This window comes from Gaetbulibacter sp. M235 (assembly GCF_043876835.1).
Taxonomy (GTDB): Bacteria; Bacteroidota; Bacteroidia; order Flavobacteriales; family Flavobacteriaceae; genus Yeosuana.
This window is the reverse complement of the sequence record NZ_JBAWJZ010000004.1, coordinates 36,759-51,123: the sequence shown is the minus strand read 5'-3', so window position 1 is coordinate 51,123 and position 14,365 is coordinate 36,759. Positions and strand designations below refer to the sequence as shown.

Genomic DNA, 14,365 nt, shown 5'->3' with positions numbered 1-14,365 from the left:
TCTTCGTTTACAAAATTTAAATTACTGTCATAAAATTTTAAATCGTTGGCAGTAATAAAAATCCCTTTGTTTTTGTTTCTCCTTTTTTCAAATTCGTTTTTTTGAACCCTTTTAACTTTTTAACAGGTCTGGTAATAATACCAAATTTGTCTTTAATATATAATTGCACAATTTCTTAACCATCAAAATTTAATGTATTGGTTATGTTAGCCGTAACCGTTATTCTTGAGTTTATTTAGTTAGTATGTAAACCCTAATTTTGTTAATCCATCTTTTATTTCTTGGTCTTGCATAAATAAAGACCATAATAATTGAGTTCTATAATTTTCTATCATGGCTATTATAGGCCCTTGATCTATCGCTAAATAACCGTCTGCAACCCAATTTTGTTGTTCTGAAAAAGCATCATAAAACCCATATTTTCCCCATAATTTATCATATTGTTGATAGTAAAAATACTCCAATGCTTTTCTTGATTCAATAGGGGTATATGGGAATGATGAAAGTGCTGCTGTTGGTGTAATAATTCCCAAATCGTTTGTTGGACTATGGGCCGAATAACCCGTAATGTTATCACTTGCAGTTAATCCCCAGCAATATTCACTATACCCTTTATAACCTTTTGGGTTTGCTTTACAATATTCGTAATTAATAAGGCTATGTGCTATATTCTGTGTATTGTAATTAGCATATTGATCGGATAAGCCCCTAGGGTTTAAACCAATAAATGAATAATGGGCAAAAAACAACGGTCCTCCCAAATTTTCTCCTAATGGCAAAATATGACCGTAATAAGTTGAGTTGTTTTTCATATCACCATTACGTGCCCATCCATTGTCATAAGTTTCTTTATCAATAGTATGTGTAGGTGATGCTGCAGCCAATATGTATACAATCAATGCTTCATTCCATCCAGTAATTATATGATTTAGTTCAAACCCATAGTTTTCAGACCAATGCCAAGTAATCGATTTGTTCCCTTGAGTATACCAATCCCATTCTACATCTTCCCAAATGGCAGTAATCCTATCACGAATGGCAATTTCATCGGCACTGTTACCAGAAAAATATTGTCTGTTAATCAGCAGTCCTTGAATTAAGAATGCGGTTTCAACAATATCCCCTCCATCGTCTTTATCAGCAAAAGGTTGTGTTTCACCTGTTTTCCGATACCAATGTGAAAATGCACCATGATATGTGTTCGCATTTTCAAGGAAGGTTAATATTTTTTTTAATTGCTGAATGGCCTGGTCTCTAGTTATCCACCCTCTATTAACTGCAGCTGGGAAACTCGAAATACCAAAACCAGAACCTCCAGTAGCCATTGTTTCCAGTGATTGCGAACGCTCTCTAGCTAAACCACTTGTGGGTTCAGCAAAATCCCAAAAATATTTAAATGTGCGTTCTTGCACCAAGTTCAATAATTCCTCAAAAGGAATTTCTGATACTGTAGGCTCCTGAATAATAGGCACGTCTGGCGGAGGAGGTGAAATATCACTTCCTCCTCCACAACTATTAAGCATCATTAACAATACAAAACAATATGGAAACATCGAGAATATTCTTTTTACTTTTATAATGAACACTGATTTTATATATTTAAACCTCTTAATTTTTAATCATTTTTATACGGTTTTTAATAACCAGGGTTTTGTTCAAGCAATCCACCACTTTTAATTATTTGTTCATTAGGTATAGGGAATACTTCATGCTTACCATCTACAAAAGGTTTGCCTAAAGCTCTTAATACAGTACCCGCTCTTCCTTGGCGAACCAAATCAAAATAACGGTCATGCTCAAAAGCCAATTCATGTCTTCTCTCTTCCCAAATAGCCATTTGGTTAACAACAGGCGCATCTCCTAATCCGGCTCTATTTCTCACCAGGTTCAAAGGTGTTGCCGCATCACCTCCAGTTGCTAATGCCGCTTCTGCATTCATTAATAATACATCTGCATAACGTAGTATGCGGATGTTTTTCCCTGTTTCCCAAGCATCTGAAAATGCGCTGGAATAGGCTTTTTGATTATACATAGGGTTTACTACGGTGTTTGGTACTAGTCTTCCGTCAAACAAAATTTCTCCCCTAAAAATTATGGTGGCATCTCGTCTAGTATCTCCAGCCTCATAAGAATCGGCTAAATTCTGTGAAGGCGTATTAAAGCCCCAGCCCCAACCGCCAGCACCTCTAGCACCTTGAGTAACACTATAGCCTTGCGTTCCAGCAGTAGGAGTTTCTCCCCTTGCTTGAATCTCAAAAATGGATTCTATATTATTTTCTGATATTTCTTTCCAAATATCTTCGTAATTAGGGGTTAAGCCATATTCACCAGATGCAATAATCTCATTAGTTAAGGTTAAAACTGCTGGCCATTTATTTTGGTACATGCTCACTTTTGCCAGTAATGCTTTAGCGGCTCCTTTGGTTGCTCTTCCTAACTCTGAAATGGGATACCCACTTTTTTCTGGTAAAGAGGCGATTGCTTCCGTTAAATCTGTCTCAATAAAAGCATAAGTTTCTTCTTTTGTAGCTCTACTAAGAAGTTGTGCAGGATCAACACTAAGGTCTGGGATACCTGCTATTAATGGAACACCTCCAAAAGTTTTTACAAGTCTGAAATATGTTAATGCCCTTAAAAATTTCGCCTCCCCAATAAGCCTACTTTTTAATGTAGGATCTAAATCAAATGCCTCTAGTCTGTTTATGGCTTGATTGGCTCTTTGTATGCCATCATAATGTGCAGCCCAAACCTCATCGAATGATATGGTTGTGGCATCAAAAGTAAGTCCATCTAATAAATTTTTATCCCCACCCGTATCTCCAGGATCACTGCCTTTATCAGCATCATCAGAGGTGATGCTACTAACACCATTCCATGAAAATGAGCTCATAGCCCATTGATTAAGGTTATTGTAAACAGCGTTTACCAGTTCAGGGGCTTTATCCGCAGTTATTGCACTTTCAGTTTCTTTATTAGCCGCAACATTAATAAAGTCTTCACTGCAGGAGAGTGTAAACCCTAGTGTTAATAGTATTGACATACTATAACAAATTGATTTTTTAGTTAAATTTTTCATTTTTCTTTATTTATTAAAATGATGTGTTTATTCCTATATAAAATGATCGCAACGTTGGATAAGCATTCAGTTCAATTCCAGCTGTATTAAGAGGGTTTCCATTATCGCCTCCAGATAATTCTGGAGAATACCCTGAAAATCTTTTAAGAATAATTGGGTTTTTTGCTGATGCATAAATTCTAATTTTAGAAAACAGCCCTAATTTCTCACTCGGGAAAGTATAACCCAATGTTATGTTATTAATTCTAAAGAAATCTCCTGATTCAAGATAGTAATTGGAAGATTTTGGTACATCGTTTGAAGCAATAGGTGTTGTATTGCTTGGTCTTCCAGAAGTCCAACGGTTATCAAATGTTTTTTGTTCAATGTTTTCATTTCCGAAGCGTTGTGCTTTTTTACCATTATAAACCACATTTCCAAAATTTCCAAAAGTGTCAACACTGAAATCAAAATTATCATAATCGAATCCAAAATTGAAACCGAAGAAATATTTTGGAATGTAAGAACCAAAGAATCTTCTATCATCTTCGGTTATATCACCATCATTATTTAAATCTTTATAAACAAATTCCCCTCTATCATCAATACCAGCTACTTCATATAAATAGAAACTTCCCAATGGTTGTCCAACTGCTACTTTTTTAGTGTATTGTCCATTATCAATGTTTCCTCCTGTTTGTTCATTAAAGAAAGGACTGGTTACTTTGGTCAATTCATTTTTGTTGTATGAAAAATTACCACCAACATGATATTTTAACTTGTCATTTATTTTATCTGACCAATTTAAAAGGACTTCTACACCTGTATTTTCAATTCTACCTACATGAGAATTGAAAGGATCAAAACCAAAAACATCTGGAAGCTGAATTTCTAAAGTAGCATTCTCATTTACTCTTTGGTAATAATCTATTTCACCACTCAATCTATAATCAAGAAGTGTATATTCTATACCTATATTATATTCATTGGTATTTTCCCAAGACAAATTTTCTTGAACAGTCCCTGTTATTGTGATGCCTTGTTGTAAATCTTGATTAGGTCCAAATGCATAAAACCCTCCGCTGCCAGTTGTTGCTGACAGGACATTAAAAGGAACATTTTGATTTCCTAACTCTCCATAACTTGCCCTAAGCTTTAAAACATCAAAAAATCCATCTTGCATAAAGTCTTCATTACTTATTGCCCAACCGGCACTCACAGCAAAAAAATCACCATATCTAAATCCTTTTTGAAACTTGCTGGAACCATCTCTTCTATAAGAAGCATTAAAAATGTATTTGTTTTTATAATCATAATTCACCCTCCCTATTAAAGAATATAATCTATCTAATACTGTAAATGAGCCATCTGAAAGTTGTGTATCATCTTCATCACCCAGCCCCAAATTATATTTAAGATTTGAATCTAAAGGCACATTATTTCTAGTACCCTTTAAAAATTCACCTCTGCTTTCTTCTGCGGTAATACCAGCAGTCAACTTTATGGTATGATCTTCACTAAATGTTTTTTCAAACGTGAAATAATTATCTAAAAACCAATGATAATTATTTTTATGTTCAACAGTAAGCCTAGTTTTAGCTGGGTTTTCTATTCCCCCTTCAAAATTCTCTTCTGTATTCCCAGGATTACTGGCCAAATAAGAACCTAATCTATCTTGAAAATTATATAATCTTGCCGTTTCAGATTCTATAGAAAACTGAGAAGTAAAGACTAATGGCTCTATTATTTTATAATCCATTTTAAGTGAGGCCTGTATTTTAAAGAACTTTTGATTTTCATCTTGATAAAATAAATCTTTTACAGGATTCCCAACATTATTAAAGGCTACAGATGCACCAAACCGTCCATCTTCATCTCTTACAGGAACTATAGGGGCTTGTTTGTAAGCAGTAGTAAATGCATTAAATGATTTTGGTGCAACATGTGTTATTGTTGCACTTACATTTTGAGAAAGGCTAAGCTTATCACTAATTTTATATTCAACATTACTTCTTATAGTAAGTCTATTAAAATCATTATCTTTTAAAATTCCTTCTTCCTTATTATATCCTACACTAAAAAATGCTTGAATATTATCAGATCCACCAGATAGTGATAAATTGTAATTTGATACTCTGGCAGTTCTTGAAATTGCATCAAGCCAGTTGGTATTATATTGTTGGTTTGTTGGAAAAAAACCACTTGTATCATTGTCGTTACTTGGATCATTGTCATTTAATAAATCCCTTAAGGCAGCCTCATTACTATAAGTCACAAAAGAAGAAGCATCCGCCATATCTACTTTACTTAATATATCCCTGAAACCAGTATAGGAATCAAACGAGACTTGCATTTTTCCAGAACGTCCTTTTTTAGTGGTAATGATTATAACCCCATTAGCACCTCTATTACCATAAATTGCTAATGAAGCCGCATCTTTTAAAACATTCATGGTTTTAATATCAGAAGTATTGATGTTATTTATATTACCAGTCAAAACGCCATCTACAACGTACAATGGATCTCTTCCTCCTTGTATGGTACCCAATCCTCTAATAATAACTGTTGAAGCAGACCCAGGAGCATCTGAAGCAATTATATGAACCCCTGCCGCTTTTCCTTGTAATGCTTGTGTTGCATTAGCTATAGGCTCACTAGCTAAATCTTCGCCTTTAATTGAACTCACTGAGCTTGTAAGAACCGCTTTTTTCTGAGTTCCATAACCAACAATAACAACTTCGTCTAGAGATTCAACATCAATATCCAGTATTACGTTAATACTATTTTGGTTTCCTACAGTTATGGTCTTTGTTTTAAACCCAACGTAACTGAACTCCAATATTTCGCCAACACTAACCTGAATGGAAAAATTCCCATCAAAATCAGTACTGGCACCTCTACTGGTTCCTTGTACAATAACATTTACACCTGGTATGGGTGTATTGTCTTCTGAACTAGTAACAACGCCCGTGACAGATTTGCTTTGAGCTAAGCCATAAACGGATACTAGAAAAAGTAATAAGAGAATAATTTTTGTTTTCATAGAAATGATTTGAATTAATTGTTTAGTTGAGTACAAGATAAAATGAATTTGACTCTTAAAGCAAAAACCATTTACACTTTAAATACGCCATTAATAGTTGAAAAACTAAAAAAACCTACTGTTGACGTATATTATGCGAACAAAAAAGTGAGCAATAAATGCATATAAAACGTTATATGACGTAGTTTTGGCGTAAAAAAATTCACAAATAACGTAGTTTTTTATGCCTATTATTCGAAATTTATTAAATAAGATGTAACGGAAACATCATTTTCCAAATTCAATTTCTTTTTTAATCTATATCTGTGGGTTTCTAAACCTCTTACAGAGACATTCATTAGAGGAGCTATTTCTTTGTTGGATAAATTCATTTTGATGTAGGCACAAATCTTTAAATCCTTAGGTGTTAAAGTAAAATGCCTAGACTTGAGGTTTTTAAAAAATTCTTCATGTACTTGATTGAAGTTATGTTCAAAGATTTTCCATTCGTCTTTATGTGCTATTGAGCTATCAACTTTCTTTAATATCTTTTTATAAGCATATTGGTTATCAAAACTGTCCTTATTTACAGCTAATTCTCTTTTAATGTCTTGTAAGGTTTCATTTTTCTTAACTAAGGCCATTGCAGTATTTGCCAGCTGTTTGCTCTTCAATTTAACTTCACTTTTGAGCGATTCATTTTTCAATTGAACAATTCTTTTTTCGTTTTCCAAAGCTTTTTCCTTCAACAACTCTTGTTGCTCTTTTGCATATTTTATCCTTAATAATCTTTGTTCCTTGTTAATCTTTCTCTTGTTAAATATATAAACAACTACAACTATAATAACCAAAGTTATTAAGTAAATAACCAATCCTAAAGTATCCTTGTACCAAGGAGGCAACACCCTTATTTGTACTTTGATTGGCAATGATGATTTTCCTAGATTATTACTGGTTCTAAATAAAACGGTATAAGTACCGTCTTTTAAATTTGACAACTCTAATTTGTCCTTATCTAATTTGTTCCATTTTGCCGCATCTAGTTCTGTTATTGAATACTCAAAAAAATGGTTACTTGATTTTGGGGATGAAATAGAGATATTGACACTACTATTCAATTTTAACTCAATTATTTGATTTTGTTTTATCTCTATTAGTTCCTTATCAATTTTAATCCCCTCTATTTGGGGCATATTTAAGATGGTTTTTGAATTGGTCTTTTTATCAATAAGCATAAAACCATTATTCAAATTGAGTGCAAATGTTGAATCACTTATTTTTGAAACATTTTCATAGCCTACAATTAAACGATCCTCAAAATAATTATTAGAAAGGGCAATGCTTTTTTTATCATTTAACAATGATTTAAAACTTATAACATTATTTGTGCTTTTAAGCACTAATCCTTCTACATCCTCTTCAGAAATTATGTATGATGTGCGCCCGAAATTTTCATTTAAAAGATCATAAGAAACAATACTGTCCAATATGGGCTCATATTTTAACCATCCGTCATTGGTTTTAAAACAAATGTCATTTTTTATTTTGTAAACCCTTACGTTAAATTCTGAGAAAACCCCTTTGTTTTTATAATTTTCAATGCTGGATATGGCATCATAATTCTCATCAAACTTAATTCTATACAAGCCCTTATAAGCATGAGCGGCCCATGCCGTATACTGGTCTTCAAACTCCAAAAATCGAATTGGGATAGTGGTCTTGCCCAAGTGTTTTTCTTCCCAATTTGACACGCCTTTTTTAAACCTTACCAATCCTGTATAGGTACCCTCTATATAGATATCATTATGCTCGGGGACACGTTTGATTATCCAACCTCCAGTATTATTACATATAGGGATTAATTGTTTATCCTTAACCAAAAAAGTACCGTAATTATGGCTGCAAAAAAGTTCTCCATCAATTTCTTTCAAACTCCAGACTTGACTTTGAGACCCCTTAACAAATTGCAGTTTATTGTCCTTATCTAAATAGAATAACCCAGTATTGCTACCAAGGTACACTTCATCTTTAAACCGAATAACATCATAAACAGCCCCTAATTTACCGGACACATCATTAAAAAAATAATTGTGACTGCTCAGGTCAACTGAAGCTAGGCCATTATCCAATCCCAGCCATAAAGTATCATTTTCATCAACATATTGGCCTAAAACCGTATTGTTAATGAGTCCGTTTTCTTTATTGATATGAAAAATTATTTTACCATTGTTTTTTGTAAGATAAACACCGTCCTTGATGGTTCCAAAAATCATGTTCCCGTTTTTCAATATGGAAAAATGATTAAGTTGGTGTTGCTTTATAAAACTATTGACCTCAACATTTAATGGGGTTAGTTTATTGTTATCATATAAAAAGCAGCCTAGTAATGATGTTGTTATTATTAGTTTATCATTATATCTGTTTATCGATATAATTTGGGCTTCCTTTAAAATATCATCATATATTTTAGGCATTAACTTGTTGCTCTCAAACTGATAAATCCCTTTTTTCAATGTAGAAACATATAATACGCCATTAACCACATTACATGAAATAATTGTGGATTCAGGATTCACTTTTTTGATTTCCCCAGAGGGATAATATAGATAAATACTAAGGAAAGACCTAAAGACAATGGTATCTTTATATGATACAATTTGCCAAATCTCTTCATTTTGGGAAATATCCTCCTTTATAGAATCACTTAAAGAAGAATAAACCAACACTCCTCTTGAATTTCTTTTCCAAAAGCCAAATTCTTCAAAAGACCCAGTATAAACTTTATCCTTATATGCTAAAACCGAACGTATTGTAGTTTTATTAGGCAGTTCCTTAAAGTCCCATTTTAAACCATCATATTCTAATAAGCCATTGTTATTGGCAACATAAATTTTTCCATTATCAGATCTTGAAACATCCCAGTTTTGGTTTCCTGCATTATACTCAGACAAAACATAATTTTGAAAAAAAGGGGTATATTGTGCCTCTGCTGAAAATGATATGAGCAGGAAAAACAAAAAAAAGGCAGTATTTAATATTAATCTTATCACTTACAAATCTCAAACAAATAACAAACCAAGATATAAAATTAAAATTTGTTGTCACCAAATCTAATTTATTCTGAGGACAATTGAACTATTAAAATTTTGGGATTTGATTTCTATTATCTCTTAGTATGTATAAATTATATATTTTTGCATAGTTAATTATGCCCTTAAAAACTTAAAAGTTGTCTTTCTACTAATAAAATATACCTATTTTTAACAATATGGATGGTGTTTATAAATATTCCATTATCAAGCCACTTGAACTTATCATTCAATTCCATCAAAATGATTTGACCTTTGACGGGATTAAAGCCCTTAAGCAATCCATTATAAGGGATAGTAACTATAATCCCAAATTTAATTTTATTATTGACTTGAGATTGGCCAACATTAAAATGTCTCTCCTTGAGCTTAAATTATATGGGGATTGGGTTGAAGAGACCCTAAATGATAGCCACAAAAATATGGCACTGTTTACAGACAACCCAAGTCAAGTTTCTAATGCCATGTTATTCAAGTTAAATGACAATATAAAAAATTTATATTATGAAGTTGTTAGCTCTATGGAAGGCGTCCTAAGCCATGTTGATGTTGATATTTCAAATCTCGAACTTGTTGAAAACGAAATAAGCAAGCTAAAGGTTAAGGAATGATTCATTTCATTCTAAACTTTTGTTATGTCCCTTTAAACTATTCGACAAATGATTTTAGATTCATATCTTTATTAAAATTTAAACAAATGCAAAAAACATATTACGATCCTGCCGATTTAAAAAAATTTGGAAAGATCTCTGAATGGAATGAAGAACTAGGAAAAAGATTCTTTGATTATTACGGAAAAGTTTTTGAAGAAGGCACATTATCAGGGAGAGAGAAATCACTGATAGCATTGGCTGTATCACATGCAATTCAGTGCCCCTATTGTATTGATGCTTATACAGGTGATGGACTGAAGCGTGGTATTACCAAAGAAGAAATGATGGAAGCCCTTCATGTGGCAACAGCTATTCGTGGTGGAGCATCTTTAGTTCATGGTGTTCAAATGATGAATAAAGTAAATAAGCTTGACATGTAAGTTTTATTATTTTAGTCGTCTTAATATCTACACTAAAAATCATTTTCTCAATTGATAACAAAATCACTACATAAACGCGAAAGCGAGTTGGCAAATAGCAAAAGACAGCTGGAAATATTATCAAACAGCATTTTTAAAAGTGGAGACTTACCCACTTTTGCCAAAAAAATAGCAGAAACCAACCAATTTCCTTTAAAAGCCAGAAAATTGGAAGTTCTTCAAATCAATGTGGGTTATATGTGTAACCAAGTTTGTGAACATTGCCACGTTGACGCCGGTCCTGACAGAAAAGAAATCATGACCAAGGAGACCATGTTACAATGCTTGGAAGTCATTAAAAAAACCGGGGCCCATACGTTGGATTTAACCGGTGGCGCTCCTGAAATGAATCCAAATTTTCGCTGGTTTGTTGATGAAGCCTCTAAAATAGGAATCAAAGATTTCATTGTGCGTTCAAACCTAACCATTATGAAAGCCAATAAAAAGTTTTCAGATTTACCAGAGTTTTTTAAATCACACAATGTGCATGTGGTCTCTTCAATGCCGCATTGGACTCGTGGAAAAACAGACAAACAAAGAGGCACAGGTGTTTTTGATCAATCTATTGAAGCCCTTAGAGATTTAAACGCCATAGGTTATGGCATGCCAGACAGCAATCTTAGATTGGACTTGGTTTACAACCCTTCAGGAGCTTTTTTACCAGGAAACCAATCTTCTTTAGAAAAAGATTTCAAAAAAGCGTTGCTAGAAGATTTCAATGTGCATTTCCATAATCTATTTGCTATAACCAACTTACCTGTGAGCCGGTTTTTAGATTATCTAATTGCTTCAGACAATTATGAAGATTATATGTATAATTTGGTTGAAGCCTACAATCCAGCTGCTGTTGAAAATGTGATGTGTACCAACACGTTATCCATAAGTTGGGATGGGTATTTATATGATTGTGATTTTAACCAAATGCTTCAATTACCTGTAAACGGTAAGGCAAAACATATCTCTGAATATAACGAGGAATTGCTTTTTAACAGAGATATAGTTATTTCTCAACATTGTTATGGCTGTACTGCTGGTGCAGGTAGTAGTTGTCAAGGAAGTGTAGCTTAAATTATGAAAACTCTACTTAATATTTTCTTTGCGCTGGTGGTTCTTGCAGCTAATGCACAGGAATCACTTCCTGAGTTATTAAAACAATACAACACCAAAAACATCCCGTATATTACCGTTCAGGAATTGGCAATGCCAAAGACGCAAGCTATTATTTTAGATGCCAGAGAATACCAAGAATATAAAACCAGTCATTTAAAGAATGCCTTACCTGTTGGTTATGGTTTTTTTGAATTAGATTCTGTCATAAAAAATGTTCCAAATAAAGATGGAAAAATAGTTGTGTATTGTTCCATTGGAATTCGATCTGAAACCATTGCATACAAACTGAAAAAAGCAGGATATAAAAATGTCTTTAATCTCTATGGAGGTATTTTCGAATGGAAGAACAACAATTTTCCCGTTTACAATTCGGATGAACAAGAAACAGAAAACATACATATTTTTTCAGAAGAATGGAGCAAATGGCTGAAGAAAGGTCGCAAAGTATTCTAAAATGGGATTATTAAACGCTAAGGATTCAGATTCTAACAATGAACTGGCTACCAATTTTTACTTTCCAAGTTCTAAAAATGCCCTTGTCATTTTTACAAGAAACCCAGAGTTAGGGAAATGCAAAACACGTTTGGCCAAAACCATTGGAGAAAAATCCGCTTTAGATATCTACAAGTATTTATTGCAACACACTGCCAAAGTTTCAAAAAAAACAGAGGCAGACAAATATGTGTTTTATTCTGAAAATATAATAAAGCAAGATTTTTGGAAGTCTGAAGTTTTTAGAAAAAAATTACAATATGGTTATGATTTAGGAGCTCGTATGGAAAATGCCTTTTCTGAATTATTTCAATTAGGCTATGAAAAAGTTATTATTATTGGCAGTGATTTATTAGACCTTACCTCTAGTCATATTGAAAAAGCCTTTTCCTCATTAAGCAAAAATGATGTGGTTATTGGGCCCGCCAAAGACGGCGGTTATTATCTGCTGGGAATAAAAAAACTTCATCCAACTATCTTTAAAAATAAAGCTTGGGGTACCTCAACCGTATTAAAAGACACTTTAAATGACATACAAAATTGTACTTTTGATTTACTGGAAGAATTGAACGATGTTGATACCTTTGAAGATATAAAACCCTATCAAGAACTTAAGAAATTTTACAATACAAATGATTAAATACATTACAGAAACAACAGATTACCTTATAGCTAAAGGATTTGACAAACCCGAAATTGGGATCATTTTAGGAACCGGTTTAGGACAACTTATTGAAAAAGTCGAGATACTGCACGAAGTAAGCTATAACCACATTCCTAATTTCCCAACAGCTACCGTTGAGTTTCATAAAGGTAAACTTATTTACGGCATTTTAGAAGGCAAAAAAGTAGTGGTTATGCAAGGGCGTTTTCATGTGTATGAAGGCTATTCACTTCAAGATGTTACATACCCAGTTCGTATTATGGAAAAATTAGGCATTCATACCCTTTTGGTTTCTAATGCTGCAGGAGCTATCAATCTTAACTTCAAAAAAGGTGAATTAATGTTGATTGAAGACCATATTAATCTACAAGGAAGCTCTCCTTTAGCCTTTAAAGGTGTAGAACATTTGGGTGAGCGTTTTACAGATATGAGTAAACCTTATGACTTGGAAATAAATTTAAAATTTGAACAGATTGCCAAAGAGCATAACATCACTTTACATAAAGGTGTTTATGTAAGTGTTGTTGGACCCCAACTTGAAACACGCGCTGAATATAAAATGCTTAAAACCATAGGTGCTGATGCCGTTGGTATGAGTACCGTTCCAGAAATTATTGTGGCTAACCACTTAAAAATAAAAGCAGCAGCGGTGTCAGTTTTAACCGATGAATGCGACCCAAACAACTTAAAGCCTGTTGATATCGCCGACATAATAAACATGGCAGGAAAAGCAGAGCCTAACATGATTACTTTATTTAAAGAATTGATTAAAACAATATAACGTCATTCCGAGCGAAGTAAAGGAATCTCATAAAAGATTGCTTCGTCATTTTATTCCTCGCAATGACAAATTATTCCTCGCAATGACAAAAACAAAAAAAGCTAAAAATATGAATTATTTAGAAACAACAAAAAATGTATATAAAGAGGCAGCCCTAACACCAGATATTGGCTTATGCTGTACTACCAACCCAATTTGGGAACTCCCTGGTTTAAAAATTCCTAAAATCATGCAGGAAATGAATTATGGTTGCGGGAGTACCGTGCATGCACGCGATTTAACCAACAATCCCAAAATGTTGTACGTGGGAGTTGGTGGCGGTATGGAATTATTGCAATTTTCGTATTTCAACAGACAAAAAGGAGGGGTTATTGGCGTGGATGTTGTTGATGAAATGCTGGAAGCATCAAAAAGAAATTTTAAGGAAGCTGAAGCATTAAACCCCTGGTTTAAAAGTGACTTTGTAGAGCTCAAAAAAGGAGACGCCATGAATCTCCCTGTTGAAGACAACATCATTGATGTAGCTGCACAAAATTGTCTGTTCAACATTTTTAAGGCAGACGATTTAAAGAAAGCCATTGCCGAAATGTACCGCGTTTTAAAACCACATGGCAGATTGGTGATGAGCGATCCCACTTGCGAACAGCCAATGAATGATGATTTAAGGAACGATGACAGACTACGTGCTCTTTGTTTAAGCGGTAGTTTGCCTATTGCCGATTATGTAAAGATGTTAACCGATGCCGGTTTTGGCACCATTGAGATTAGAGCCAGAAAACCTTATAGAATCTTAGACCCAAAGCACTATGCAACAGATAAACTGATTTATATTGAGTCTATTGAAGTTGCTGCCATTAAAGATCCAATGCCAGAAGATGGTCCTTGTATTTTTACCGGAAAAGCAGCCATATATTTTGGTGACAATGATTTTATTGATGACAAAAAAGGTCATATTTTATTGAAAAACCAACCGCTGGCTATTTGTGATAAAACAGCAGCAGACTTGGCTTCTATTGGAAGAGACGATATTTTTATTAGTGAATCTACCTATCATTATGATGGTGGTGGATGCTGCTAGTA

Annotated in this window: 12 protein-coding genes; 7 read left to right on the top strand and 5 right to left on the bottom strand. The window is 33.6% G+C overall.

Annotated elements, in window-relative coordinates; all coding sequences use genetic code 11:
* Positions 1 to 37: 37 nt before the first annotated feature.
* From V8G69_RS07615 to V8G69_RS07595, 5 genes are all read right to left on the bottom strand, one after another.
* The gene (locus V8G69_RS07615; protein WP_394881242.1) at positions 38 to 169 is read right to left on the bottom strand and encodes a fibronectin type III-like domain-contianing protein; all 132 of its coding nucleotides are present in this window, start codon (positions 167 to 169) and stop codon (positions 38 to 40) included.
* A 70-nt stretch (positions 170 to 239) separates the two neighbouring features.
* Positions 240 to 1,553 (bottom strand): glucoamylase family protein, encoded by a 1,314-nt coding sequence (locus V8G69_RS07610; protein WP_394881241.1) that lies wholly within the window; start codon positions 1,551 to 1,553, stop codon positions 240 to 242.
* 83 nt (positions 1,554 to 1,636) lie between these two features.
* A complete protein-coding gene (locus tag V8G69_RS07605; protein ID WP_394881240.1) occupies positions 1,637 to 3,040 on the bottom strand; it encodes a RagB/SusD family nutrient uptake outer membrane protein in 1,404 nt (467 codons plus the stop codon).
* A gap of 49 nt (positions 3,041 to 3,089) precedes the next feature.
* Entirely contained in the window at positions 3,090 to 6,098 is a 3,009-nt protein-coding gene (locus tag V8G69_RS07600; RefSeq protein ID WP_394881239.1) for a SusC/RagA family TonB-linked outer membrane protein, read from the bottom strand.
* A gap of 230 nt (positions 6,099 to 6,328) precedes the next feature.
* Positions 6,329 to 9,028 carry a LuxR C-terminal-related transcriptional regulator gene (locus tag V8G69_RS07595; protein ID WP_394881238.1) on the bottom strand — a complete coding sequence of 900 codons (2,700 nt, stop codon included), beginning with the start codon at positions 9,026 to 9,028 and terminating at the stop codon, positions 6,329 to 6,331.
* Between the two features lie 317 nt (positions 9,029 to 9,345).
* Here V8G69_RS07595 and V8G69_RS07590 point away from each other — a divergent pair, with 317 nt between their 5' ends.
* The 7 genes from V8G69_RS07590 to arsM all read left to right on the top strand — a co-directional run bounded on the left by V8G69_RS07590 (position 9,346) and on the right by arsM (position 14,363).
* Complete coding sequence (locus V8G69_RS07590; protein ID WP_394881237.1) at positions 9,346 to 9,777, top strand: hypothetical protein; 432 nt, start codon at positions 9,346 to 9,348, stop codon at positions 9,775 to 9,777.
* 86 nt (positions 9,778 to 9,863) lie between these two features.
* Entirely contained in the window at positions 9,864 to 10,199 is a 336-nt protein-coding gene (locus V8G69_RS07585; protein ID WP_394881236.1) for an arsenosugar biosynthesis-associated peroxidase-like protein, read from the top strand.
* Positions 10,200 to 10,250: 51 nt separating this feature from the next.
* A complete protein-coding gene (gene arsS / locus V8G69_RS07580) occupies positions 10,251 to 11,306 on the top strand; it encodes an arsenosugar biosynthesis radical SAM (seleno)protein ArsS (RefSeq protein WP_394881235.1) in 1,056 nt (351 codons plus the stop codon).
* Between the two features lie 3 nt (positions 11,307 to 11,309).
* Entirely contained in the window at positions 11,310 to 11,801 is a 492-nt protein-coding gene (locus V8G69_RS07575; protein ID WP_394881234.1) for a rhodanese-like domain-containing protein, read from the top strand.
* 1 nt (position 11,802) lies between these two features.
* On the top strand, positions 11,803 to 12,480 hold the full coding sequence (locus V8G69_RS07570) for a TIGR04282 family arsenosugar biosynthesis glycosyltransferase (RefSeq protein ID WP_394881233.1): 678 nt from the start codon (positions 11,803 to 11,805) through the stop codon (positions 12,478 to 12,480).
* Positions 12,473 to 13,285, top strand: coding sequence for a purine-nucleoside phosphorylase (locus V8G69_RS07565; RefSeq protein WP_394881232.1), 813 nt, complete (start codon positions 12,473 to 12,475; stop codon positions 13,283 to 13,285). Before V8G69_RS07570 ends, V8G69_RS07565 begins: the two co-directional genes overlap by 8 nt.
* Before the next feature lie 109 nt (positions 13,286 to 13,394).
* Positions 13,395 to 14,363, top strand: coding sequence for an arsenosugar biosynthesis arsenite methyltransferase ArsM (arsM, locus tag V8G69_RS07560; protein WP_394881231.1), 969 nt, complete (start codon positions 13,395 to 13,397; stop codon positions 14,361 to 14,363).
* Positions 14,364 to 14,365: the final 2 nt, after the last annotated feature.

Coding starts and splice junctions, on each gene's coding strand:
- V8G69_RS07610 (WP_394881241.1), bottom strand. CDS start 1,553: ATGTTTCCATATTGTTTTGTATTGTTAATGATGCTTAATAGTTGTGGA.
- V8G69_RS07605 (WP_394881240.1), bottom strand. CDS start 3,040: ATGTCAATACTATTAACACTAGGGTTTACACTCTCCTGCAGTGAAGAC.
- V8G69_RS07600 (WP_394881239.1), bottom strand. CDS start 6,098: ATGAAAACAAAAATTATTCTCTTATTACTTTTTCTAGTATCCGTTTAT.
- V8G69_RS07590 (WP_394881237.1), top strand. CDS start 9,346: ATGGATGGTGTTTATAAATATTCCATTATCAAGCCACTTGAACTTATC.
- V8G69_RS07585 (WP_394881236.1), top strand. CDS start 9,864: ATGCAAAAAACATATTACGATCCTGCCGATTTAAAAAAATTTGGAAAG.
- V8G69_RS07575 (WP_394881234.1), top strand. CDS start 11,310: ATGAAAACTCTACTTAATATTTTCTTTGCGCTGGTGGTTCTTGCAGCT.
- V8G69_RS07570 (WP_394881233.1), top strand. CDS start 11,803: ATGGGATTATTAAACGCTAAGGATTCAGATTCTAACAATGAACTGGCT.
- V8G69_RS07565 (WP_394881232.1), top strand. CDS start 12,473: ATGATTAAATACATTACAGAAACAACAGATTACCTTATAGCTAAAGGA.
- arsM (WP_394881231.1), top strand. CDS start 13,395: ATGAATTATTTAGAAACAACAAAAAATGTATATAAAGAGGCAGCCCTA.